Consider the following 22,726-nt stretch of genomic DNA (forward strand, 5'->3'; position numbering starts at 1 on the left):
TGATGTCGCAGATGCCCCAGCAGGCCGCACCGGCGAAGTGCCCGAGCTGCGCGGAGCCGCTCGAATCGGGTGACCTGTTCTGCGGTGCGTGCGGGTACGACCTGTCGGCCGTGCCCGCCGAGCCGCAGGACCACCCGACCCTCACCATGGGCGCCTCCGGCGTGGACTGGCCACCGCCCGAGCCGGACAGCTCCGGCCCGCCGTCGGCCCCGCATCTGCCGACGGACCTGCCTGGCACGGACTCGGGCGGCAAGCCACTGCCGGGTTCACCGCCACACGGGTCGCCGGGGTCACCGCCACACGGCTCGCCGGTGTCGCCGCCGCAGGGCCCGCCGGTGTCGCCGGCCTCCGGGGTGCGTTTCGACCGGCCGCCGGAGCCCGACGACGACTACGCGCTCCAGGCGCCGGACCCGCGGGTGGCCGCCTCCGCCACGGAGACCGCCGAGACCACCGAGTCCGCCGAGACCACCGAGCTGCCGAAGGTCTGCGTGGCCTGCCGGGCGGGCCGGGTCGACGACGACGGCTACTGCGAGAACTGCGGGCACGCGCAGCCGCGCGAGCGCGACCACATGGAGCAGGAGGTGGGCCCGGTGGCCGCCGTCAGCGACCGCGGGCTGCGCCACCACCGCAACGAGGACGCGTTCACCGTCGGCCGTACCGCGCTGCCCGACGGCACCCCCGCGGTGCTCGCGGTCGTCTGCGACGGCGTCTCCTCGGCGACCCGCCCCGACGAGGCGTCGCTGGCCGCCTCCCGGGCCGCGAGCGAGGCGCTGCTGGCTGCGCTGCCGCAGGGCACGCATCCGCAAGCGGCGATGCACGAGGCGATCGTCGTCGCCTCCCAGGCCGTCAACGCCCTCGCCGAGGAGCCGCCGACGGCCCGCGAGCACAGCCCGCACCAGAACGCCCCGGCGTGCACGATCGTCGCCTCGGTCGTCACCGCGGGCCTGCTGGTGGTCGGCTGGGTCGGCGACAGCCGCGCCTACTGGGTACCGGTGGACCGCGGCGCACCGCCGGCCCGGCTCACCGAGGACGACTCCTGGGCGGCACAGATGGTGGCCGCGGGACTGATGAGCGAGGCCGAGGCGTACGCCGACGAACGCGCGCACGCGATCACCGGCTGGCTCGGCGCGGACGCCTACGAACTGGAGCCGCACACCGCTTCCTTCAAGCCGGACCGGCCTGGTGTGGTGGTGGTGTGCACGGACGGCCTGTGGAACTACGCGGAGTCGGCCGAGGAGATGTCCGAGGTCGTCCCCGCCGACGCCGCCGTACGGCCGCTGCACGCGGCGCGGGTCCTGGTCGGGCACGCCCTGGACGGCGGGGGCCACGACAACGTAACAGTGGCACTGCTCCCGTTCCCGGCGACGCCGCAGGGGGCAGGATCCGCCTGAGGCCGCGCAAAACGGCCGCAAACGGGGAATCAGGAACGGGGCACGGACAGCACAGGGAAGCACCCGCGGACCGGAGGGGACCGGTCCGCACACCGTCAGCACCCACCACGCGTGGGGTGGAGGGGGACCAGAGCAGTCATGGCCAATTTCTCGAAGTCGAACGTGCCGCAGTTCTCGGTGGACGTGTACCAGAACGAATACCTGCCGGACGGCGGCCGCGAGGTCAACGCGATCGTCACGGTGACGTCGACCGGCGGCGGCACCGTCGGGAGCGTGGCCGGGCCGTCGTACGCACCCGGGCAGGGACCGGCCGCCGGGGTGGCGATCATGGTCGACTGCTCGGGTTCGATGGACTACCCGCCGACCAAGATGCGCAACGCCCGGGACGCCACGGCGGCCGCGATCGACACCCTGCGTGACGGCACCCACTTCGCGGTGATCGGCGGCACGCACGTCGCCAAGGAGGTCTACCCGGGCGATGGCCGGCTCGCGGTGGCCGACCGCAGCACCCGGGAGCAGGCCAAGCAGGCGCTGCGCCGGCTGAGCGCGGGCGGCGGTACGGCGATCGGGACCTGGCTGCGCCTCGCCGACCGGCTGCTGTCCTCGGCGGACGTCGCGATCCGGCACGGCATCCTGCTGACCGACGGCCGCAACGAGCACGAGTCGCCGGAGGACCTCAAGGCCGCCCTGGACTCCTGCGCCGGACGGTTCACCTGTGACGCCCGCGGTGTGGGCACCGACTGGGAAGTGAAAGAAGTCACAGGGATAGCCTCCGCGCTGCTCGGCACCGCCGACATCGTCGCCGACCCCACGGGTCTGGCCGCCGACTTCACGCAGATGATGGAGACGGCGATGGGCAAGGAGGTCGCGGACGTCGCGCTGCGGCTGTGGACCCCGGTCGGCACGACGATCAAGTTCGTCAAGCAAGTGGCGCCCACGGTCGAGGAGTTGACCGGCCGCCGCATCGAGGCCGGGCCGCGCGCCGGGGACTATCCGACCGGCTCCTGGGGCGACGAGTCCCGGGACTACCACATCTGCGTGGAGGTCCCCACGGCCGGTCTCGGCCAGGAGATGCTCGCCGCCCGGGTGTCGTTGGTGGTCCCGCAGTCCGACGGCAGCGTCCAGAACCTGGGCGCGCAGGGGCTGGTCAGGGCGGTGTGGACGGACGACATGGTCGCCTCGACCTCCATCAACCCCCAAGTCGCCCACTACACCGGCCAGGCCGAACTGGCACAAGCCATCCAACAAGGGCTGGATCTTCGCAAAGCGGGCGATATGGATGGAGCAACGGCCAAACTGGGCCGGGCCGTTCAGCTCGCCAGCGCCTCCGGGAACGCGGATACTGCGAAACTGCTTGCGAAGGTGGTGGACGTGGTCGACGCCGCGACAGGTACTGTGCGATTGAAAGCGAAGGTTGCGGAGGCCGACGAGATGACTCTCGAAACACGGTCCACAAAGACTGTTCGTGTAAAGAAGTGACCTAGCAGCACACGCAGGACACCCAGACAGGCTCAGGACGAACCTGACAGAGAGGGAACCACCGACATGCCGACCTGCCCGAACGGACACCAGTCGGGTTCCGACGACTGGTGCGAGGTGTGCGGTCACCGCATGGCCGGTGCCGTGCCCCCGCCGCCTCCGCCCCCGCCGACCGCCGGCGGCTACGGTTTCCCGCCGCCCGCGCCCGGCGCCCCGGCCGGCGGTCCCGCCGGTGGCCGGCATCTGTCCGCCGTGCCGAACGCGCACGAACCGGAGCTGTGCCCGCAGTGCCGTACGCCCCGGGAGGGCGGTGCGCCGTTCTGCGAGGAATGCCGCTGGAACTTCCTGACCAACACGGCCACCTCGTACACCCCGGCCGCCCCGCGCCCGCCCGCGGGCGGCGCCCCGGCCGCGCCGACCTTCCGGCCGCCCACCCCGCCGTCGTACGGCGGCAACACCGACTCGTACGAGTACCAGGGCTCGCGTCCGTCCCAGATGAACCGCCCGGCCGAGCCGATCCCCTCCTTCGGCAGCGAGCCCTCGGGCCCGACCCCGTTCGCGAACGAACGCGGCGGCGGCCCGTCGGGCCCCCCGGCGCCTCCGGCCTTCGGCAACGACCGGGGCCAGTCCGGCCCGCCCGCCTTCGGCGGCGACCGAGGCCAGTCCGGGCCCCCGGCGTTCGGCGGCGACCGCGGCGGCCAGTCCGGGCCGCCCGGAGCTTCGGCCTTCGGCGGCGACCGAGGCCAGTCCGGGCCACCCGCCTTCGGTGGCGACCGAGGCCAGTCCGGGCCCCCGGCGTTCGGCGGCGACCGCGGCGGCCAGTCCGGGCCGCCCGGAGCTTCGGCCTTCGGCGGCGACCGCGGCCAGTCCGGGCCGCCGCCCTTCGGTGGTGAGCGTGGTCCTTCGGCTCCGCCGCCCTCGTTCGGTGGTGCTCCGGGCCAGAACGCCGGCGGTCCCTCCGCCTTCGGCGGCGCCCCCGGGCCCGGCCAGGCCTCCGGCCCCTTCACCCGCGACCCCTCCGGTGGCCCGGCCGCCGGGCCCTTCGGCGGCGGGGACCCGTCCCGGCCGCCGGTTCCGCCGCCGCCCGGCGGTCCCGGCGGGACCACCGGTGGCGCTCCCGGGGCCTTCCAGCAGTCGGCCCCGCCCGCGCCTCCCGGCTACCCGCAGGAGACCGGCAGGCCCCCGGCCGCCGGCCCCTCCTTCGGCGGCGACGACGACTGGGTGATCTCCCCGCCGGCGGCCGGCCCCGGCGCGCCCGCCCCGGGTGCCCGCTCCGGCGGCTACGGCTATCCGCAGCCCGCCGCCCCGGCCGGTCCCGGCTTCCCGCAGGCCCCGCAGGCTCCGGCGACCTGGACGGCGACGATCGGCCCGGACCGCGAGTACTTCATGGCGATGATGCAGCGCTCGGGCCCGGAGGCGGCCGGCCTCAACCTGCCCGCGTACTCCCCCGAGCAGCAGCGCACGCTCGCCGGCAACCAGGTCACCATCGGCCGCCGCCGGCACTCCACCGGTGACACCCCCGACATCGACCTGTCGGTGCCGCCGGAGGACCCGGGCGTCTCGCACCAGCACGCGGTCCTGGTCCAGCAGCCGGACGGCAGCTGGGCGGTCGTCGACCAGAACTCGACGAACGGCACGACGGTGAACGGCGGCGAGGAGCCGATCCAGCCGTTCGTCCCGGTGCCGTTGCAGGACGGGGACCGGGTGCACGTAGGGGCCTGGACGACGATCACTGTTCGACGGGGCTGAGCCGGAGCACTCCGTACGGGGCTCAGACCGGGAGAGGCCAGACCCACGGCCCCTCCCGGTCGTCCAGCCACACCCACTCCCCGTCCCCCTCCATCGTGACGCCGTACCGCTCGCGCCCGGGCAGCCCCGTCCGCTCCCACACCTCGTAGGCCTCCCGAGGACTGAGCACCCCCTGGGTCAGCTCCATCAGGAACCGGAACAGCTCGTCCTCGAGCGCCCGGGACGGCACCCCGCCCACATCCCCCGCCGCCGGCCGCTCCACCCCGCGCAACGGCACGAAGAACGCGGCCGACGGCAGGAACCGGCCCTCGGCGCACCCCTCGCCCCGTACGGTCAGCGCCAGCAGCCCGGTGGAGACCGGCGCGAGGATCCGCGCCCCCGCCGCGCACTGCGCGACCCACGCCGGCGGCACGCTCGGCAGCGCACAGGTCGCGATGATCCGGTCGAACGGCGCCCGCTCGGGCACCCCCCGCGCCCCGTCCCCGGTGACGACGGCCGGCCGGTGACCGGCCGCGGCCAGATGCAGTCGCGCCGACTCGGTGATCTCCGGATCCACATCCACCGTGGTGACGAGATCGTCGTCGCCGAGCCGATGGGCCAGCAGCGCCGCGTTGTACCCGGTCCCGGCGCCGATCTCCAGCACCCGGTCGCCGTCGGCCACCCGCAGCGCGACCAGCATCCGCGCCATCAGCGAGGGCTGGCTGCTGGAGGACAGCAGCTGACCGTCGCGCAGCCGGGTGGCCAGCGGAACGTCCTCGTAGGCGCCGCGCACCCAGCGTTCCCGGGCCCCCGGATCGGCGCTCTGGCCCCACCGGCGCTCATAGCCGTGTGGCCCGGCGACGTAGTAGTACGGCACGAACAAATGCCGGGGCACCGCCTCGAAGGCCTCCCGCCACACCGGCTCCGCCGCCCAGACCCCCTCGGCGTCGATCTCCCGCACCAGCTCGGCCCGTGCCGCCGAGGCCAGCCCCTCGATGTCCGAGATCTCCGCGTCGTGGGCGCCCATACGTCCACCCTAGAACCGCGCCCCCCGAGCTGGTCCTAAGCCTCGAGTCCTCGGTCACCGCGTCTGAGACCATGTACGGGTGAGAGAGATTCGGCGCGGCACGCTTCAGGAGAAGACCTTCTACGAGCAGGTCGGCGGGGAGGAGACCTTCCGCAGGCTGGTCCACCGTTTCTACGAGGGGGTCGCCGAGGACCCGCTCCTCAAGCCGATGTACCCGGAGGAGGACCTGGGTCCGGCCGAGGAGCGGCTCACCCTGTTCCTCATCCAGTACTGGGGCGGCCCCACGACGTACAGCGACAACCGGGGCCACCCTCGGCTGCGGATGCGGCACGCCCCGTTCACCGTGGACCGGGCGGCGCACGACGCCTGGCTGCGGCACATGCAGGTGGCGGTGGACGAGCTGGGTCTGTCGGAGGAGCACCGGGAGACCCTCTGGAACTACCTCACCTATGCGGCCGCCTCGATGGTGAACACCCCGGACTGACCCCCGACCGGCCGCGGGCGCCGGCTCAGCGGACGCTGACGTCCAGCGCCCCGAGTCCCGCCCGCCGTACCGCGATCGACCCGAACGGTGTGCGCAGCCGTAGCCACGCCCCCGCGGAGAGCAGCACGGCCTCGCCGGCCGGCCGCAGGAAGCGCAGCGACTGGGCCGCGTGCACGGCCCGTACCGGAAGCCGGGTGTCGCCCACGGTCCGGGACCAGATGTCCCGTCCGATCCGGTCGAGTTCGGCCCGGGTACGGTCCTCCGGTGCCAACTCCGCCGTACGGGACCGGAATTCACCCACCGCGGCGGCCACCGTGGCCGCCAGCGCCCGCGGTGCGGGCAGGCCCGGCTCCGGCCGCCAGCCACCGCGCGGCGGCAGCACGCCCGCCCACGGCGGGCCGGTGACCGCCCCCGGCACTCCGGCCGTGGCGGCCCGCTCGTCCACCGACTCCAGCAGCTCCCCCGCCGAGACGGTCACATCGAGCGTGACGTCGAGACCCTGCTCGTACGGCTTGGCGAGCCGCACCGCGCGGATCGCCAGCACCTCGAAGGACGGCGGCCGCCCGAAGACGGCCAGCGCGGTGCCGGCCGCCTGGAGGCGTACCGCGGCCGAACGGTCGTAGTGGAGCAGTCGGGAGAGGAAGGCCGCGAGATCCGCCGCCTCCCCCTCGTCGGCCAGGTGGAGCACCGTCATGCGGCGACGGCCTCCTCCTTGTCGTCCCGGTACTCCTCCAGGAAGTCCCGCTCGTCGGCGGTGATCCGGCGCGGCCGGCCCCTCTCGAAGTCGAAGGGCACGACCACCGTGGAGGCCCGTACGTAGATCACGTCGTCGTCCTTCACCTCGTAGGTGATGGTGAAGGAGGCGGCCCGGATCTCGGTGACCCACAACTCGATGTCCACCGGGTGGTGCCGGTGGACGAGCTGCCGCTTGTAGTCGATCTCGTGGCGTGCCACCACCGACCCCTGCTTGAAATCCTTTTCCGGTCGGAACAGGAAGTCGATGCGGGCTTCCTCCAGGTAGCGGATGAAGACCGCGTTGTTGACATGGCCGTAGGCGTCCATGTCGGACCAGCGCAGGGGGCAGCGGTAGTGGTGACGCAAGTCCGATCAGCCCCGGGTCAGCTTCTTGTAGGTGGCGCGGTGCGGACGGGCGGCGTCCGGACCGAGCCGCTCGATCTTGTTCTTCTCGTACGACTCGAAGTTGCCCTCGAACCAGAACCACTTGGACTCGCCCTCGTAGGCGAGGATGTGGGTGGCGACCCGGTCCAGGAACCAGCGGTCGTGGGAGACGACCACGGCGCAGCCCGGGAACTCGAGGAGCGCGTTCTCCAGGCTGGAGAGGGTCTCGACGTCGAGGTCGTTGGTCGGCTCGTCGAGGAGCAGCAGGTTGCCGCCCTGCTTGAGGGTGAGCGCCAGGTTGAGGCGGTTGCGCTCACCGCCGGAGAGGACGGCGGTCGGCTTCTGCTGGTCCGGGCCCTTGAAGCCGAACGCGGACACGTAGGCCCGGCTGGGCATCTCGACCTGGCCGACGTTGATGTAGTCGAGGCCGTCGGACACGACCTCCCACAGCGTCTTCTTCGGGTCGAGGTTGGCGCGGCTCTGGTCGACGTAGGAGATCTTGACGGTCTCGCCGACCCTGATGTCACCCGCGTCCGGCGTCTCCAGGCCCTGGATCATCTTGAACAGCGTGGTCTTGCCGGCGCCGTTCGGGCCGATCACGCCGACGATGCCGTTGCGCGGCAGGGTGAAGCTCAGCCCGTCGACCAGGACCTTCTCACCGAAGGCCTTGTTGAGCTTGTCGACCTCCACGACCACGTTGCCCAGGCGCGGGCCCGGCGGGATCTGGATCTCCTCGAAGTCCAGCTTCCGCATCTTGTCGGCCTCGGCGGCCATCTCCTCGTACCGCGCGAGACGGGCCTTGGACTTGGCCTGCCGCCCCTTGGCGTTGGAGCGGACCCACTCCAGCTCTTCCTTGAGGCGCTTCTGCCGCTTGGCGTCCTTCTGGCCCTCGACCTTGAGCCGGGTGGCCTTGGTCTCCAGGTACGTGGAGTAGTTGCCCTCGTAGGGGTAGGCGCGGCCGCGGTCGAGCTCGAGGATCCACTCGGCGACGTTGTCCAGGAAGTACCGGTCGTGAGTGATCGCGACCACGGTCCCCGCGTACTTGGCGAGGTGCTGCTCCAGCCAGTTCACCGACTCGGCGTCGAGGTGGTTGGTGGGCTCGTCGAGGAGCAGCAGGTCGGGGGCCTCGAGGAGGAGCTTGCAGAGGGCCACGCGGCGGCGCTCACCACCGGAGAGGGTGGTGACCGGCCAGTCGCCGGGGGGGCACCCCAGCGCGTCCATGGCCTGCTCCAGCTGGGCGTCGAGGTCCCAGGCGTTGGCGTGGTCCAGCTCCTCCTGGAGCTTGCCCATCTCGTCGAGGAGGGCGTCCGAGTAGTCGGTCGCCATCAGCTCGGCGATCTCGTTGAACCGGTCGAGCTTGCCCTTGATCTCGGCGACACCCTCCTGGACGTTCTCCAGGACGGTCTTGTCCTCGCTGAGCGTGGGCTCCTGCATCAGGATGCCGACGCTGTAACCGGGCGAGATGAAGGCGTCGCCGTTGGACGGCTGCTCCAGCCCAGCCATGATCTTCAGCACGGTCGACTTACCGGCGCCGTTCGGACCGACGACGCCGATCTTCGCCCCCGGCAGGAAGCTCAGGGTGACGTTGTCGAGGATCACCTTGTCGCCGTGCGCTTTGCGCGCCTTGCGCATGGTGTAAATGAACTCAGCCAAGAGAAACCGTCCGGCAGCTTGAAACTGGCAGTGGGCAGATACACCCCATCTTGCCTGACGGCTACCCCTGGGGGGAAACCCGTTCGGCCGAGGGGCTGTGACCTGCGGTGGAGCGTTCAGGGCTCGTTCGGACCTTCGGGGCCGACAGCCCACCGGCGGTTCACCGAGTGGACCATGGCCCGGGTCTGGGCCAAGCTCCACCGTCTGGTCCTGGACGAGCTGGGCAGGCGCGGTGACCTGGACTGGAGCCGGTGCGCGATCGACTCGATGACGTCTAAGCAGCCTGAGTCGGCGCCGCAAGGGAGGTGCTACGGGTAGTCCGGTGCCTTGTGGGTACCTGCGTGCGGAGCCCGCCACCAGCGGGCCTACGCCGGAAGTGGGAGAGAGCATGGGGTTCCGCGAGTCGGGTTTCGCATTGGCTTCCCGGTACTCCGCCCGGATACTGGCGGGCCGATACCGTTTGGACGCGCTCATCGGTTCGGGGGGTGCCGCGGACGTCCATCGCGGGTTCGACTTGCGGCTGCGTCGGCCGGTGGCAGTGAAAATGTTCCGGCCGAACACCGGCTTCGACACAGAGGAAGCCTTTCTGAGCGAAGCCATGATCCTGGCCCGCCTGCAGCATCCTGGGCTGGTGACCGCCTACGACGCGGGACGGCACGACGGTGACGCCTATCTGGTCATGCAACTGATCGAAGGCCACACCCTCAAGGCACGCATCGCCGGGAGCCCCCTGTCTCCCGAAGCCACCGCCGCGCTCGGCGCCGGCCTCGCCGATGCCCTGGTCCACGCGCACGCCGCTGGAGTCGTCCACCGTGACGTCAAGCCGTCCAATGTCATCCTCGATGCATCCGATCACCCCCATCTCACCGACTTCGGTATATCCCGGCTGCTTGATGCCACCACATGCACCGCTACCGGCACTTTCATCGGCACGGCGGCCTATCTGTCGCCCGAACAGGTCCTGGGCCGGCCCGTCGGACGGCCTGCCGACGTCTACGCCCTGGGTCTGGTGCTTCTCGAATGCCTCACCGGCAGACTCGAATACGACGGTGGTCCCTTGGAAGCCGCGATAGCACGGCTTCACCGCCAGCCGGGCCTCCCGGACCACCTCCCCGCGGAACTCGACGCCCTGCTGAGCGACATGACCGCACTTGACGAGCAGGCACGGCCGACGGCACAGGACTGCGCCCGGACACTGGCAGCTCTGTCCACCGGCACGAACCTCACGTCCCACCGGTCCGCAGCCCGTACCACGGGCACAGCTGCAAGCCGGCGCCCCGCAGGTGACAGCACCAGCACCCACAGGACGCCGCTGCCCGGCCCGGAGGGGCCCGTTTCCGAAGCGGCTTCCCTGGCCAGTTCCCCACCTGCTCGTCCCCGGAGCCGCGTCCTGATGGCCGGGGCAACTGCCGCACTAGCCGCAGCCATGGCCGCCACCCTCGCCGTCGCCGACGGTTCCTCGCATCAGAGCGCCGAGAGCAAGACGGCCCCTCCCACCAGCGCTCCAGCCGTGACCTCCTCTTCCCCCGACACCTCAGAAGACGGCAACGACACCCCCGCGCCACAGCCGTCCATCAGCCGTACCATCTCCGCCCCTGCACACAGCGTCAGTCCGGCACCGGGAAACCTGAGCGGGCAATCGGTCACCGACGCGGCCCTGAAACCAGGCAGCGCCGCCCCTCGGCAGGACACAATCAACGTCAGGACGAAGCCCGCGAGCGCATCCACCGATCAAGGAAAGAAGAAGGCGTCCACAGGTCAGGGCAACGCACAGAGCGCGAAGAAAGTGAAGAAAATCAAGAAGAGGTAGCTGCGCCGACACCCAGCAGGGCCGATCAAAGTTCACCGCCAGCCACGACTGGCTGGCGGTCATCCAGCTTCCCTTCTACAGCCCGGACTTGAACCCGGTGGAAGGCGCCCGGTCCCTGTTACGGCGAGGGCCGATGGCCAACACTGCCGTCACCGACCCCGACCAGCTCACCCGCACCCTCTGCCGAGGCCTCGCCCACCGGCAACGCCGTGCGGCCATGCGCTGAGAAGGCGCTCGGTGTGATCACCGGTACCCCCCTTCCGAACTGGCGTTCGCTGGACGCCAGGCCCGAATGTTCGGCGCCTTCGACACACATTCGCCAGCGGGATGCCGGTGGTCCTGGGACGCCTCTCCCCTCTGGTGCACCTCGCCGGTAACCCGTCGGCCCAGGGCCTGCACAGTCGCCGTCATGGTCGTACGGGCACAGGATGGAAATGACGGAGCCGACGAGCGCGACTCGGCAGTTCGCCGGGGCGCGAGAGCTGGATGGAGGCGCGAAATCATGCCCCAGTTCATGGACGTCCACCACGGGATGAACGGCATCACGGCCGACCAGCTGCAGCAGGCCCACGGGGCCGATCTTGCCATTGAACAGGAAGAAGGCGTCCACTTCGAGAAAGCCTGGGCGGACCCGGAGTCCGGCACGGTCTACTGCCTCTCTGACGCCCCCTCGGCCGAAGCGGTCCAGCGTATTCACGAACGTGCCGGTCATCGGGCCGACGAGATCCACCCGGTCCCCGTGACCGTGTGAACGCGGGTTCCCTCTGGCGCACCATCGGCAAAAGCCGAGGACCCCCGGCCTTGGCGGCGCCGGGGGCCTTCTCGTTGGTGGGGCCAACAGGATGTGGACCCGTGGCCTCATCCGAAGCCCAGGGCCGTGCGGCGCGTCGGCCGCTACGCCTGTGGCTGTGGGGGACGGGAGTCAGGGGCGGTTGGTGGGGCCGGGGGCGGAAGGGGGCTGGAGGGTGTGGTGCAGGAGCAGGGCGGTGGCCGCAAGGGCTCCTGCGGCTCCGGCCGCGCGGAGGGCGTGTGAGGAGCGCCAGGACAGGACCGACCAGCGGGACTGTGCCGACAGGAGGGATGCCGTGCTCAGCCATGAGCCGGCCGAGATCAGGGACAGCGCGGAGCCGATCGAACCGACCGAGAGGGCGCTGCCGATCGAGCCGACGGACAGGGCCGAGCCGACCGACCCGATGGACAGGACGGATCCCACCGAGCCGATCGACAGCACCGAGTCCTGCGACCACAGGGACAGCACCGAGTCCGGGGACGTACCGCGGGGTGACTTGGTCATGAGGTCATCCTGCCCCGCGGGGCCGTTCGGCGGGGCTCAGTCGCCCATGGGGTTCTCCCGGCGGCGGAGGATCACCAGGACCGCGCCGCCGATCACCACCAGGCCGATGGCGACGCCCGTGATCACGCCGGTCGCGGAGTCGCCGCCGGTCGCGGCGAGGTTGACGTCGGAGGCGGTGCCGCCCACCGAGGCGGGGCTGGGCTCGCTGAGGGTCTGGGTGGCGAGGCCGCTCTCGGCGGCCTGGGTCTTGCAGTCGAAGACGCCGGTGAAGCGCCGTTCGAGGCTGTTGCCGCCGGTGATCGTGAAGTCGTAGACCTGGTCCTCCTGGAGCGGGATGGTCACCGTCCGCGAGGTGTTCGCGGGGATGGTGTGCTCGGTGCCCATCAGGTCGAAGGTGAACGGCTGGTCTCCGGTGTTGGCCGCGGTGATGTCCACGCCGCCCGCGGCGCAGTCCTTCTCGGCCGACAGTGCCGGTATCGCGCCCTGCTCCGCCCAGGTCGCGTTCGCGGTCGCGGTGACCGTGGACTCGCTGGAGCCGGCCAGGATCTGCGTCTGGCTGCGGCTCTCGGAGGCGAAGGCGCGGCCGACCGGGACGGTGGTCGACGCCTGGACGGCGAGTTCGGCGGACGCGTCCGCGGCGTCGTCGGGGACCTTGAAGTACAGCTCGGTACCGTCCTGCGCCGTGGTGACCGGCTTGCCGGTCCTGTCGGTGATCCGTACGCCGGTCAGGGCCGCGTCGGCGGGCGGGACCACGGTGACGGTGCGCGCGTTGGTGTGGACCGTGACCGGACCGAGCAGGCCGCCCGGCCGGCCGGAGACCGCGGGCGGGTCCAGGGTCAGCGAGGCCTGGGGCTCCGTCTGACCGCGGGCGCTCTTCTCCAGGTAGTCGGCGAGCTTCTCGGCCTGCGGGTCGACGGCGTCGACGTCCGCACCGGCGTCCGGGTCGGAGTATCGCCAGATCGCCACCTGGGTGCCGGCCGCCGCGTCCTGCTCGGTGAGGCTGCCGGCCCCGGCCTTGCGGGCTAGCGCGGCGAGATCGTTGACCTGCGGGTAGGAGTTCTGCAGGATCCAGCGGATCTTGCCGGCGTTCTTGTTGGCGCCCAGCGAGGTGCCGCTCCAGGCCGCCTCGTGGTACTTGGCGTCCCGCTGGGTGGGGTTGTGGAGGTCGACGCAGTACGTCTGGAGCATGCCGCCGCCGTCCACGGACATCTCGAACAGGCCCGCGGCCACCTGCTCGTCACCGCTGTCGCCGTGCACGACGGCCTCGCCGTAGGTCTTCAGGCCGCCTATGGTCGCCGTCGCCCCGCTCTGGCTCTGGGTGGTGCCGTCGTCGGCCGCGGCCCGGCCGGCACCGGTCAGCGCGAGGGCGGCCACCAGCCCGGACGTCAGTGCCGCGGCGGCGAGGCGGGCCACGCCTCTCGCGGACACGGGCGTACCGGAGTGCCTGGCGGACGCACCGGGCGCCGAGGAACCAGAGAACGCAGCGAGCACAGAATTCCCCTTCGAGCAGGACCCCTTGAACGCGGGGGGTGGTCCCACCAGCAGAATCAACGGCCCCAGGGGCCACGCCCGGCATCCTATGGATCAGTCGGACCGCCCATTCCCGGTGAGATGGTCGGATGAGCGATCCGATCCGTAATCGTTATCGCGGGACGCCGGATGAGCAGCGCATATCGACAAATCCACCAAGCCGTTCCGATGGGTACTTCGCGGTGCACGCGCCGACAAACCGTCAAGGAATGTTCGGCCGACCGCAGTTCGGGCAGGACATGGCGAACGGTCCGCCATCCGGGGCGACTTCATGTCACCGCCACTGGTTCCGACTGCTGTTGCGCGGCGGTTGCGGAGGACTCCGCCGGCGTCTCCCAGTCCGGCTCCGGCCGGGGCGGTGCCGGTGCCGCCGTCTCCGGCTTCCCGGCCCGCCGGAAGGCCGCCGTACCGCGGGCGAGGTCGTGGCCGATCGCCACCGCGTCGATGTCGGCGGAGGTCCACTGCTGGCCCTCCCGGGTCTCGGTGCGCACCTTCAGCCGCCCCTGCACGACGACCGGGTCGCCGACGGACAGCGAGGCCGCCGCGTTGGTGGCGAGCTGCCGGTTGGCCCACACCGTGAAGAAGTTGGTGTGGCCGTCCGTCCAGGTGTTCTTCTCGCGGTCCCAGTAGCGCGAGGTCACCGCCAGCCGGAAACGCGCCGACGGTCCCGCCGCCAGCTCCCGGTAGACCGGCTGCGTCGCCACGTTGCCCACCGCGCATACCAACGTCTCGTTCATCACGAACCCCTCCCACGCCCGGCCGCCGGGGCCGGGCGGATCCCCGTACGGGCCCGTCCCGTACGGCTGTGTCCACCACGGCGGCCGCCCTCGTGGCGATCGCCGCGGGGCCAGACTGCCGCGGCCGGACCGGCCCCGCCGAGCGCTGTGGACCACCGGCGGCCTGTGGAAAACCCCACCACCCGGACGAGTGACCCACAGCCCCCACGGCGGACCTCGCCCCGCCCGTCCCCCCGCCGACGTCACCTCACCCCTGCCCCCGCCCGTCCCCCCGCCGAGGTCACCTCACCCCTGCCCCCGCCCGCGTCACCCTGCCGTACTGCTCCCGTACCTCCCGGTAACGCAGCAGTTCCGCCGCCACCGGGTCCAGGACCCGGGCCCGGCCGCACCCGGCCGCCGCCTCCCGCAGGCGGCGCTCCGCCTCCAGGCCGTACCGCCGGGCCGGGCCCCGTGCCGCCAACCGGCAGCCCCACTCGACCAGCGGCCCGCCGACGATCCCGGCGATCATCAGCAGCACCGGCACGCCCAGGTTGGGCGCCATCACCCCGGTGATCTGCCCCACCAGCCACAGCCCGCCGACCACTTGGAGGAGCGTCATGGCGGCCTGTGCGAGCACCGCCACCGGCCACCAGCCCGGCCGTGGCGGCCGCCCCGGGGGCAGCCCGGCCCGTGCGGCCAGGTCGTCGAGAGCCTCCGACAGGCCCTGCGAGCCGCGTAGGGCCGCCTCCCGCACCGCCTGCGCCCAGGGCGCGGGCAGTCCGGCCGAGGCCCGGTCGCAGACCGTGCGCACCGCCTGCTCGACCTGCTGCCGCGCGGTGGCCTCCTCCTCCGGCTGGGCCTGCTGGAGGCGTCCCGTGGGCTGCTCGCCGCGCCCCTGGTGCCAGCGCCACAGCCGCAACCAGGGCGTGCCGCAGGCCCGGTTGGCGTTGCGCAGCCAGGCCCGTTCGGCGGCCTCGCCGGCGGCGGTGGCACCCACCGCGTCGGCCAGCCGCGCGGCGAAGTCGTCGCGCGCCTCCTCGCTGAGCCCGGCGCGCCGCCCGGTGGCGTAGACGGGCCGCAGCCCGGCCGCTGCGGCGTCCACGTCGGCGGCGACCCGGCGGGCCGCCGCGCCCCGCTCGGAGACGAACTGGCCGAGTGCCTCGCGCAGTTCGCCGATACCGTCCCCGGTGAGCGCGGACAGCGCGAGCACCGTGGCACCCGGTTCGCCGTACTCGCCGAGCGCGACGCCGTCCTCGTCGAGCACCCGGCGCAGATCGTCGAGGACCAGGTCGGCGGCCTCGCCGGGAAGCCGGTCGGTCTGGTTGAGGACGATGAACATGACCTCCGCGTGACCGGACAGGGGCCGCAGATAACGCTCGTGGAGCACCGCGTCGGCGTACTTCTCGGGGTCGACGACCCAGATCACCGCGTCCACCAGCTTCAGGATCCGCTCGACGTGCTCGCGGTGCTGGACCACGGCGGAGTCGTGGTCGGGCAGGTCGATCAGGACCAGCCCGCGCAGTTGCGCGTCCGCCTCCGGGTTGTGCACGGGGCGGCGGCGCAGCCGGCCCGGGATGCCGAGCCGGTCGATGAGGGCCGCGCTGCCGTCGCTCCAGCTGCACGCGATGGGCGCGGCGGTGGTGGGCCGCCGTACGCCGGTCTCCGAGATGGCGACTCCGGCGAGCGCGTTGAACAGCTGCGACTTGCCGCTCCCGGTGGCGCCGGCGATGGCGACGACGGTGTGCTGACCGGAGAGCCGGCGCCGGGCGGCGGCCTCGTCCAGGACCCGGCCGGCCTCGGAGAGGGTCTGGCTGTCGAGTCGGGTGCGGGAGAGGCCGACGAGTTCGCGCAGCGCGTCGAGGCGGGAGCGCAGCTGTCCGTCGTAGGCCAGCGGGGCGGGGGGCGGGGCGCCCGGGCCCCGGGTCTCCAGGACGGGGACGGCCGGTTTCGCGGTCTCGCTGACCCGGCGGGCGATGAGGCCGTCGTCCCAGACGTCGTCGGCGGCGCCCGGGTCGTGGTCGCCCGGTTCCCGCTGCTCGCGTTGCTCCCGCTGCTCCTGCACGCGCGCGTGCGGCACGGTCTCGGTCTCGGCGGCGCCCTCGGCCGGGCCGGCGGGTTCCGTGCCGGTCCCGTCCCGCCGGGCCCGGGACCCGTCCGGTACGGAGTCCTTCGTGAGGCGCGCCCCGGGGGCGTTCGCGGCCTCGTTCACGGAGTCCGGCGCGGAGTCCTTTCCCGAACCCCTCGCCGAGCCTTTGGCCGAGTCCCTCCCCGGGTCCTTGACCGACTCCATCACGGTGCCCTTCGCGGTGTCCTTCGCAGAGGCCCTCACCGGGTCCGGACCGGGGTCGTGAACGGGGTCCGGCACACGGTCCGGCACGCGGTCCGGCACGGGCTCACGTCCGGGCCCCCGCCCCGGCTCTCGCCCCGGCTCTCGTCCCGGCTCTCGTCTCGGCTCCCGCCCCGGCTCACGCCCGGCGTCCGGTGCGGAGTCCGCCGCGGTCAGGCCGCTTTCGAGGTCACCGGTGCAGTCACTGGTGCAGTCACTCGTGTACTCACTCGTGTACTCACCTGTGTAGTCACCGGTGTGATCCATGCGTTCCATGTGATCCGTGTGGTCGTGGTCAGTGACGGCGGTCACCGGTCACCTCTCCTTCTGGAGGACGGACAGGGCGGCGATGAGTTCGGCCTGGGGTTCGGGGTGGACGTCCAGGGCGTCCAGCGGGGCGAGGCGGCGTTCGCGTTCGGTGTGCATGACGCGGTCCACGTGCTCGCCGAGCAGCCGTCCCGCGCGGTCGCGCAGCCGCAGCGCGCCATGGGCGCCGATGCGTTCGGCGAGCCGCTCCCCCGCCACCCGGGTGCGGCGCCCGCCCAGCAGCGCGGTGGCCACCAGGGCGGCGACCGCCTCGGAGTCCGGCGCGACACTGCGGTCGAGTTCGCGCACCTCGTCGTCGGCGTACTCCTCCAGCTCGCGCCGCCAGCGCCGGACGGCGATGCCGATGCGGTGCTCGGCGCTCTCCACGGAGGGGTCGCGGCCGGTGAGCCCGGGGGCCGCGGAGGCGGGTTCGCGGCGCCAGGAGTCGTCGACGCGTTCGTCGGCGGCGGTCACGGCGCACAGCAGCAGTGCCGCGAGGCTCTCCACCAGGGCGTCCAGGAGCTCGTCGGGGGCGCAGTCGACGGGGAAGGCGCGCCAGCGCTTGAGGGCGTCACCGGCGAGCACGGCGCCGTTCTGGAGCCGGCCACGCACGCGCGCGTGCTCGCTGTCGTAGGCCGCCTCCACGGCGGAGGTCAGGCGCAGGGCCGCGGCGTACTGCGCGGCGGCGGCGGCGGCCAGCTCGGGCATCCGGGCCTTGAGGGAGTCGAGGACGCCGTGGGCGGTGCGGGCCAGGGTGTGCTGGCGGGCGCCGGGGTCCTGGGCCTGTTGCAGGAGCCAGGCGCGCAGCGGGGCGACGGCGGTGGCCGGGAGCAGCCCGCCTCCCCACGCGGACTCGGGCAGCTCGGGCACCGTGAACCGGGGCACCTCGCCGAGCCCGGCCTTGGTGAGGAGGGCGCCGTACTGCCGGGAGACCTCGGAGACCACCGTGTGCGGGACCCGGTCGAGGACGGTCACCAGGGTGGCGTCGTACTCCTTGGCGGTGCGCAGCAGATGCCAGGGGACGGCGTCGGCGTAGCGCGCGGCCGTCGTGACCATCACCCAGATGTCGGCGGCGCAGATGAGTTCGGCGGCGAGAACGCGGTTGTCGACGACCAGGGAGTCGATGTCGGGGGCGTCGAGGAGGGCGAGTCCGCGCGGGAGGCTGTCGACGGTCTCGACGCGCAGCACGCGCTCGGGTTTCTCGCCGGGGAGGAAGGAGTCGTCGCCGGGTTCCTGGTTCGGTACCCACACGCGCGTGAGGTCGGGTAGCACGCGCATGCCGCTGAACCAGTGATGGTCTTCCGGATGACAGACCAGGACCGGCGTGCGGGTGGTCGGCCGCAGCACGCCCGCCTCACTGACCCGGCGGCCCACCAGAGAGTTGACGAGGGTCGACTTGCCGGCACCGGTCGATCCGCCCACGACGGCCAGAAGCGGCGCTTCCGGCTCTTTGAGCCGGGGCACCAGATAGTCGTCGAGTTGGGCGAGCAGTTCGTCGCGATTGGCACGCGCGCGTGCCGCCCCGGCCAGGGGCAACGGAAAGCGTGCGGCGGCGACACGGTCGCGCAGAGCGGAGAGTGTGTCGAGCAGCTGAGGCCGTACGTCCAAGGTCACCACATGCGAAGAATGCCCAATTTTAGGGGAATTCTGAAGCATATAGACATGTCTGCGCGCCGACAGAACACAACGGGCGGAAGGGACGACTGGGACGGAGGCACAGTCCAGGCATAACGAGTGCACAACACCCGGTGCGTCAGGCGCCAAAAGCGATGCACTATTCGTACCTGCCTGCGATTATCAGGACCGCTTCACCGAACCTCCACATTGAGCCACGGAGGCGAAGCAACCGGGACGAGGACCGGGGAGTTCTATCCTTGTCCCCGGCAACGTCACGGACCGGCCCGACAAGGGCAGGACGTACGAGGCCAGCACATCCGGCCCCCGTAGCTCAGTGGATAGAGCAGGCGCCTTCTAAGCGCTTGGCCGCAGGTTCGAGTCCTGCCGGGGGCGCCCACTCCGCAGCCATCCTTGATCCCCGGGAAACCGCAGGTCAGACGCGCCTTCGGGGCCGTTCGGGCAGAGTTTCGCCGATCACGGGCGCGGGCACCGCGGGCCGCCGAGAAAGGGCTTGTTGTCGACGTCGTACGCCGGCTTCCCGCAACAGCCGCCCGCCCACACTGTCGGTCAGGACAGCGAGCCCTGTTCGCAGACCCGGCGGGCGACCTCGCGGAGCTTGATGTTGTTCTCCTGCGAGTAGCGGCGCAGTACGTCGAAGGCCTGGTCCTCGGTGAGGCGGTGGCCACCCATCAGGATGCCCATGGCCTCGCCGATCAGGTGACGGGTGGCGACGGCCTGCTCCAGCTGGGCCTGGGTGCGGGCGCTGGAGAAGGCGACCGCCGCGTGGGAGGCCAGCAGCCAGCCGGCGAGTTCACTGGCCTCGGTGAAGGCGCCAGGCCGGCGGGAGTAGATGTTCAGCGCGCCGAGTTCCTCGCCCTCGGTGTACAGCAGGAAGCCCATCATGCTGCCCACGCCCAGCCGGTGGGCCTGGGGGGCGAATTCCGGCCAGCGGGACTGCTCGCGGGTGACGTCCCGGATGCGGAACACCCGCTCCCCGTTCTCGGCGTGGGCCACGTCGAAGCATGGGCCCTCGCCCAGCCGCTCCTGGAGCCGGTCGCTGTCCACGACCAGCTGCTCCGTGGGGGCGAGTGTCCGCACTTCCTTGCCGCGCAGCACCAGGATGCCGGCCGCGTCGCAGCCCTCCACCAGCTCCGTGGCCGAGCCGGTGATCCGGGCCAGGGTGGCGTCGACCGACTCCTGTGCCAGCAGGTCCCGCGCCATCGACGCCAGCTTCTGTGCGAACCGGGCCCAGTCCATCGTGTCCGCCGCCTTTCGGGCCGTCCGGCTCTCAGCATGCCACGGGGCGGGTTCCCGCCCGGAGGTATCCGGGTCTTGACATCGTTGTCAGCAGTCTCCTGTGCCGTTGGGTGCGAGATGCGGGCATCTCGCACCCAACGGCACAGGAGACTGGGAGGCTCAGGTCCGGTCGACCAAGTCGCTCAGTGTCGCGGCCAGTTCGCCCACCGACTGTTCGCGCAGGAGGTGGTGGGCGGGCACCGGGATGTTCAGGGCCGACTCCAGGGTGCGCTGGAGGGTCAGGGCCGTGAGGGAGTCGATGCCCTGGGTGTAGAGGGGGCGGTTGCGGGCGATGCGGTGGGCCGGAGGGATGTCCAGGTGCTGGGCCAGATTCCGGCAGAGGAACGTCTCGAACGCGCGCCGGCGGTCGTCGCCGGGAGTCTCGCGCAGAGCGCCCAGGTCGAGCGTGGTGGTCGGGGTGGCGGGCACGGTCTCATCGTCCTTTCGTGGGGCGTGGGCGTGGCTGGGAACTGCGCAGTGCGCGGGGGTCGGGGCCGGGGCGCGGACCGGCCCCGTCGGACCACGTCAGGTGGAAGCGCCAGCGGCTGAGCCGCCAGCCGTCCGGGGTGCGGACCGCCTCGCCCTCGCTGTGGCCGCCGATGTCGAAGCGGCCGTCCGGGTCCGGACCGTCGTCGTGGTGCACATGGGACGCGACGAGGTGGATACGGATCCGGGCGGTGTCCCCGTCGACCCGGATGCCGTAGTTGGCGGCCAGGTGGTGGGTGCGGGCGAAGCGGGACTTGCGGTCGTAGTGGAAGGCTGCGGCCTGGTCGCGGCCCTCGACCGTGCCGACCGGGAACTCCAGCCGGCAGTCCGGGGTGAAGACCGTGGCCGGCCAGGCGGGATCGAAGCCGTGTTCGTCCTGGGTGTCGAGCAGGGTGATGTAGCGGTCGATCAGTTCGGCGACGGCCGCGCGGTCCGCGAGTGCGGCGAACTCGGCGCGCAGGGCGTCGAGTTCGGCACGCAGTTCGAGGACCGTGCCGGCGCGGTCGAGGGACGGGGACGTCATGGGATCCGTGGCTCCAATTCGGGTGAGGAGGGCCGGTCAGGCTGCTGGGCTGCCCGCGAGACGCCAGCCGCGGGGGTCGCGGTGCGCCGCGAGGCGTTCCGGGCGGCGCCAGCCGGCCACCGGGCGGGACTCCAGCGGGCACGGGTCCGCCGCGGCCAGGGCGGCCGCACGGGCGAGCAGGACGGTGGTCAGCGCGGCCAGCTCGGCGGGGCTCGCCGCACCCCTGACGACCTTGATGACCAGGGCGCCGTCCGTGCCGACCGTGCCGTCTGCGCTGCCTGCGCTGCCTGTGCTGCCTGTGCTGCCTGTGCTGCCTGCGACGCTGCCTGTGCCGCCTGTGCCCGTCGCCGCACTCACCGCAGCGGGTCGCGCCGCGCTCACTGCGGCGGGTTGCCGTGCTTGCGGCACGGCAGGTCGGCCTGTTTGCCGCGCAGCATCGCGAGGGCGCGGATCAGGGTGCCACGGGTCGCCCGCGGGTCGATGACGTCGTCGATCAGACCGCGTTCGGCCGCGTAGTAGGGGTGCATCAGCTCCGCCTGGTACTCCTTGATCTTCTGGGCGCGCATGGACTCGGGGTCGTCCGCCGCCGCGATCTCCCGGCGGAAGATGACGTTCGCCGCGCCCTCGGCGCCCATCACGGCGATCTCGTTGGACGGCCAGGCCAGCGCCAGGTCGGTGCCGATGGAGCGGGAGTCCATGACGATGTACGCGCCGCCGTAGGCCTTGCGCAGCACCAGGGAGATGCGCGGCACGGTGGCGTTGCAGTAGGCGTAGAGCAGCTTGGCGCCGCGCCGGATGATGCCGTTGTGCTCCTGGGCGACGCCCGGCAGGAAGCCCGGTACGTCGATCAGGGTGACCAGCGGGATGTTGAAGGCGTCGCAGAACTGCACGAACCGCGCGGCCTTCTCGCTGGCGTCGATGTCCAGGACGCCGGCGAAGGAGGCGGGCTGGCTGGCGACGATGCCGACGACCTCGCCGTCCAGCCGGGACAGCGCGCACACCACGTTGGTCGCCCAGCCGGGCTGGATCTCGAAGTAGTCGCCGTCGTCGACGATCTCCTCGATGACGGACCGGATGTCGTAGACCCGGCCGGGGTCCTCCGGGACCAGTTCGAGGAGGTGGTCGGTGCGCCGGTCGGCGGGGTCCTCGGTCGGCATCCGGGGCGGCAGGTCGCGGTTGTTGGACGGCAGCAGCGACAGCAGGTGCCGTACGTCCTCCATGCAGCTGCGTACGTCGTCGTAGGCGAAGTGGGCCACGCCGGAGGCGGTGGCGTGGACGTCGGCGCCGCCGAGGTCGTTCTGGGTGATCTCCTCGCCCGTCACCGCCTTGACCACGTCCGGCCCGGTGATGAACATCTGGGAGATGTCCCGGACCATGAAGACGAAGTCGGTCAGGGCCGGCGAGTAGGCCGCGCCGCCCGCGCACGGGCCGAGCATCACGCTGATCTGCGGGATCACCCCGGAGGCGCGGGTGTTGCGCTGGAAGATGCCGCCGTAGCCGGCGAGGGCCGAGACGCCCTCCTGGATCCGGGCGCCGGCTCCGTCGTTGAGGGACACCAGCGGGGCCCCCGCCGCGACGGCCATGTCCATGATCTTGTGGATCTTCTGGGCATGGGCCTCGCCGAGGGCGCCGCCGAAGATGCGGAAGTCGTGCGCGTAGACGAAGACGGTACGGCCGTGGACCGTGCCCCAGCCGGTGATCACACCGTCGGTGTACGGCCGCTTCTTCTCCAGGCCGAACCCGGTGGCCCGGTGCCGGCGGAGCATCTCGACCTCGTTGAACGACCCCTCGTCGAGCAGGAGTTCGATACGTTCGTACGCGGTGAGCTTGCCCTTGGCGTGCTGGCGCTCGGTGGCGAGCGGGTCGCCGTGCCGGGCGGCCTCCTTCATCAGGCCGAGCTCCTCGATCCGCTCGGCGGCGCTCCACTGGCCGCGATGTTCA

Annotated in this window: 20 protein-coding genes, 1 tRNA gene and 1 pseudogene; 8 read left to right on the forward strand and 14 right to left on the reverse strand. The window is 72.1% G+C overall.

What is annotated here, in order from left to right:
* Nucleotides 1-2 precede the first annotated feature (2 nt).
* From AB0N16_RS26545 to AB0N16_RS26555, 3 genes are all read left to right on the forward strand, one after another.
* The gene (locus tag AB0N16_RS26545; RefSeq protein ID WP_365800787.1) at nt 3-1,391 is read left to right on the forward strand and encodes a PP2C family serine/threonine-protein phosphatase; all 1,389 of its coding nucleotides are present in this window, start codon (nt 3-5) and stop codon (nt 1,389-1,391) included.
* A gap of 138 nt (nt 1,392-1,529) precedes the next feature.
* Complete coding sequence (locus AB0N16_RS26550; RefSeq protein WP_365800789.1) at nt 1,530-2,870, forward strand: VWA domain-containing protein; 1,341 nt, start codon at nt 1,530-1,532, stop codon at nt 2,868-2,870.
* A gap of 66 nt (nt 2,871-2,936) precedes the next feature.
* Nucleotides 2,937-4,619 (forward strand): FHA domain-containing protein, encoded by a 1,683-nt coding sequence (locus AB0N16_RS26555; protein WP_365800791.1) that lies wholly within the window; start codon nt 2,937-2,939, stop codon nt 4,617-4,619.
* A 22-nt stretch (nt 4,620-4,641) separates the two neighbouring features.
* Here the strand turns inward: AB0N16_RS26555 and AB0N16_RS26560 are convergent, their stop codons facing one another.
* Nucleotides 4,642-5,625, reverse strand: coding sequence for a methyltransferase domain-containing protein (locus AB0N16_RS26560; RefSeq protein WP_365800793.1), 984 nt, complete (start codon nt 5,623-5,625; stop codon nt 4,642-4,644).
* Between the two features lie 79 nt (nt 5,626-5,704).
* Here AB0N16_RS26560 and AB0N16_RS26565 point away from each other — a divergent pair, with 79 nt between their 5' ends.
* Complete coding sequence (locus AB0N16_RS26565; RefSeq protein ID WP_365800795.1) at nt 5,705-6,109, forward strand: globin; 405 nt, start codon at nt 5,705-5,707, stop codon at nt 6,107-6,109.
* A gap of 25 nt (nt 6,110-6,134) precedes the next feature.
* Here AB0N16_RS26565 and AB0N16_RS26570 read toward each other — a convergent pair whose 3' ends face one another.
* From AB0N16_RS26570 to ettA, 3 genes are read right to left on the reverse strand one after another with little or no spacing between them, the layout of a single operon-like run.
* Nucleotides 6,135-6,803, reverse strand: a complete 669-nt coding sequence (locus AB0N16_RS26570) for a hypothetical protein (RefSeq protein WP_365800797.1) — start codon at nt 6,801-6,803, stop codon at nt 6,135-6,137.
* Complete coding sequence (locus tag AB0N16_RS26575) at nt 6,800-7,210, reverse strand: thioesterase family protein (protein ID WP_365800799.1); 411 nt, start codon at nt 7,208-7,210, stop codon at nt 6,800-6,802. Before AB0N16_RS26575 ends, AB0N16_RS26570 begins: the two co-directional genes overlap by 4 nt.
* A gap of 6 nt (nt 7,211-7,216) precedes the next feature.
* Nucleotides 7,217-8,881: an energy-dependent translational throttle protein EttA gene (ettA, locus tag AB0N16_RS26580; RefSeq protein WP_365800801.1), complete on the reverse strand. Its 1,665-nt coding sequence runs from the start codon at nt 8,879-8,881 to the stop codon at nt 7,217-7,219.
* A 126-nt stretch (nt 8,882-9,007) separates the two neighbouring features.
* On the opposite strand from ettA, the pseudogene AB0N16_RS26585 reads away from it, so the two are divergent.
* From AB0N16_RS26585 to AB0N16_RS26595, 3 genes and pseudogenes are all read left to right on the forward strand, one after another.
* Nucleotides 9,008-9,160, forward strand: a pseudogene (locus tag AB0N16_RS26585) (IS5/IS1182 family transposase); the annotation flags it as partial.
* Between the two features lie 109 nt (nt 9,161-9,269).
* Entirely contained in the window at nt 9,270-10,691 is a 1,422-nt protein-coding gene (locus AB0N16_RS26590) for a protein kinase (protein WP_365800803.1), read from the forward strand.
* A gap of 502 nt (nt 10,692-11,193) precedes the next feature.
* The gene (locus tag AB0N16_RS26595) at nt 11,194-11,442 is read left to right on the forward strand and encodes an SCO4226 family nickel-binding protein (RefSeq protein WP_365800805.1); all 249 of its coding nucleotides are present in this window, start codon (nt 11,194-11,196) and stop codon (nt 11,440-11,442) included.
* Between the two features lie 171 nt (nt 11,443-11,613).
* Here AB0N16_RS26595 and AB0N16_RS26600 read toward each other — a convergent pair whose 3' ends face one another.
* The 5 genes from AB0N16_RS26600 to AB0N16_RS26620 all read right to left on the reverse strand — a co-directional run bounded on the left by AB0N16_RS26600 (nt 11,614) and on the right by AB0N16_RS26620 (nt 18,480).
* A complete protein-coding gene (locus tag AB0N16_RS26600) occupies nt 11,614-11,985 on the reverse strand; it encodes a hypothetical protein (RefSeq protein WP_365800807.1) in 372 nt (123 codons plus the stop codon).
* 36 nt (nt 11,986-12,021) lie between these two features.
* Nucleotides 12,022-13,413, reverse strand: coding sequence for a Cys-Gln thioester bond-forming surface protein (locus AB0N16_RS26605; RefSeq protein WP_365800809.1), 1,392 nt, complete (start codon nt 13,411-13,413; stop codon nt 12,022-12,024).
* A gap of 371 nt (nt 13,414-13,784) precedes the next feature.
* A complete protein-coding gene (locus tag AB0N16_RS26610) occupies nt 13,785-14,252 on the reverse strand; it encodes a single-stranded DNA-binding protein (protein ID WP_365800811.1) in 468 nt (155 codons plus the stop codon).
* 280 nt (nt 14,253-14,532) lie between these two features.
* Nucleotides 14,533-16,521: a YfjP family GTPase gene (locus AB0N16_RS26615; RefSeq protein WP_365801183.1), complete on the reverse strand. Its 1,989-nt coding sequence runs from the start codon at nt 16,519-16,521 to the stop codon at nt 14,533-14,535.
* A gap of 351 nt (nt 16,522-16,872) precedes the next feature.
* Nucleotides 16,873-18,480: a dynamin family protein gene (locus AB0N16_RS26620; protein ID WP_365800813.1), complete on the reverse strand. Its 1,608-nt coding sequence runs from the start codon at nt 18,478-18,480 to the stop codon at nt 16,873-16,875.
* Nucleotides 18,481-18,800: 320 nt separating this feature from the next.
* On the opposite strand from AB0N16_RS26620, the gene AB0N16_RS26625 reads away from it, so the two are divergent.
* Nucleotides 18,801-18,873 (forward strand) — tRNA-Arg (locus AB0N16_RS26625).
* Between the two features lie 174 nt (nt 18,874-19,047).
* Here AB0N16_RS26625 and AB0N16_RS26630 read toward each other — a convergent pair.
* The 5 genes from AB0N16_RS26630 to AB0N16_RS26650 form a co-directional block, all read right to left on the reverse strand.
* On the reverse strand, nt 19,048-19,737 hold the full coding sequence (locus AB0N16_RS26630) for a GAF and ANTAR domain-containing protein (RefSeq protein WP_365800815.1): 690 nt from the start codon (nt 19,735-19,737) through the stop codon (nt 19,048-19,050).
* A 159-nt stretch (nt 19,738-19,896) separates the two neighbouring features.
* Entirely contained in the window at nt 19,897-20,205 is a 309-nt protein-coding gene (locus AB0N16_RS26635; protein ID WP_351735192.1) for an acyl carrier protein, read from the reverse strand.
* Nucleotides 20,206-20,209: 4 nt separating this feature from the next.
* The gene (locus AB0N16_RS26640; RefSeq protein WP_365800817.1) at nt 20,210-20,785 is read right to left on the reverse strand and encodes a nuclear transport factor 2 family protein; all 576 of its coding nucleotides are present in this window, start codon (nt 20,783-20,785) and stop codon (nt 20,210-20,212) included.
* A 36-nt stretch (nt 20,786-20,821) separates the two neighbouring features.
* Nucleotides 20,822-21,166 (reverse strand): acyl-CoA carboxylase subunit epsilon, encoded by a 345-nt coding sequence (locus AB0N16_RS26645; protein WP_365800819.1) that lies wholly within the window; start codon nt 21,164-21,166, stop codon nt 20,822-20,824.
* Nucleotides 21,163-22,674: an acyl-CoA carboxylase subunit beta gene (locus AB0N16_RS26650; protein WP_365801185.1), complete on the reverse strand. Its 1,512-nt coding sequence runs from the start codon at nt 22,672-22,674 to the stop codon at nt 21,163-21,165. The genes AB0N16_RS26645 and AB0N16_RS26650 overlap by 4 nt, the downstream gene beginning before the upstream one ends.
* Nucleotides 22,675-22,726 lie beyond the last annotated feature (52 nt).

The sequence above is a fragment of the Streptomyces sp. NPDC051105 genome, from assembly GCF_040682795.1.
Lineage (GTDB): Bacteria > Actinomycetota > Actinomycetes > Streptomycetales > Streptomycetaceae > Streptomyces.

Excerpts from the sequence above, each read along its gene's own strand:
- AB0N16_RS26630 (WP_365800815.1), bottom strand. The coding sequence starts at position 19,737 with ATGGACTGGGCCCGGTTCGCACAGAAGCTGGCGTCGATGGCGCGGGAC.
- AB0N16_RS26545 (WP_365800787.1), top strand. The coding sequence starts at position 3 with ATGTCGCAGATGCCCCAGCAGGCCGCACCGGCGAAGTGCCCGAGCTGC.
- AB0N16_RS26600 (WP_365800807.1), bottom strand. The coding sequence starts at position 11,985 with ATGACCAAGTCACCCCGCGGTACGTCCCCGGACTCGGTGCTGTCCCTG.
- AB0N16_RS26550 (WP_365800789.1), top strand. The coding sequence starts at position 1,530 with ATGGCCAATTTCTCGAAGTCGAACGTGCCGCAGTTCTCGGTGGACGTG.
- AB0N16_RS26640 (WP_365800817.1), bottom strand. The coding sequence starts at position 20,785 with ATGACGTCCCCGTCCCTCGACCGCGCCGGCACGGTCCTCGAACTGCGT.
- AB0N16_RS26610 (WP_365800811.1), bottom strand. The coding sequence starts at position 14,252 with ATGAACGAGACGTTGGTATGCGCGGTGGGCAACGTGGCGACGCAGCCG.
- AB0N16_RS26650 (WP_365801185.1), bottom strand. The coding sequence starts at position 22,674 with ATGAAGGAGGCCGCCCGGCACGGCGACCCGCTCGCCACCGAGCGCCAG.
- AB0N16_RS26570 (WP_365800797.1), bottom strand. The coding sequence starts at position 6,803 with ATGACGGTGCTCCACCTGGCCGACGAGGGGGAGGCGGCGGATCTCGCG.
- AB0N16_RS26590 (WP_365800803.1), top strand. The coding sequence starts at position 9,270 with ATGGGGTTCCGCGAGTCGGGTTTCGCATTGGCTTCCCGGTACTCCGCC.
- AB0N16_RS26560 (WP_365800793.1), bottom strand. The coding sequence starts at position 5,625 with ATGGGCGCCCACGACGCGGAGATCTCGGACATCGAGGGGCTGGCCTCG.
- AB0N16_RS26595 (WP_365800805.1), top strand. The coding sequence starts at position 11,194 with ATGCCCCAGTTCATGGACGTCCACCACGGGATGAACGGCATCACGGCC.
- AB0N16_RS26555 (WP_365800791.1), top strand. The coding sequence starts at position 2,937 with ATGCCGACCTGCCCGAACGGACACCAGTCGGGTTCCGACGACTGGTGC.
- AB0N16_RS26615 (WP_365801183.1), bottom strand. The coding sequence starts at position 16,521 with ATGGAGTCGGTCAAGGACCCGGGGAGGGACTCGGCCAAAGGCTCGGCG.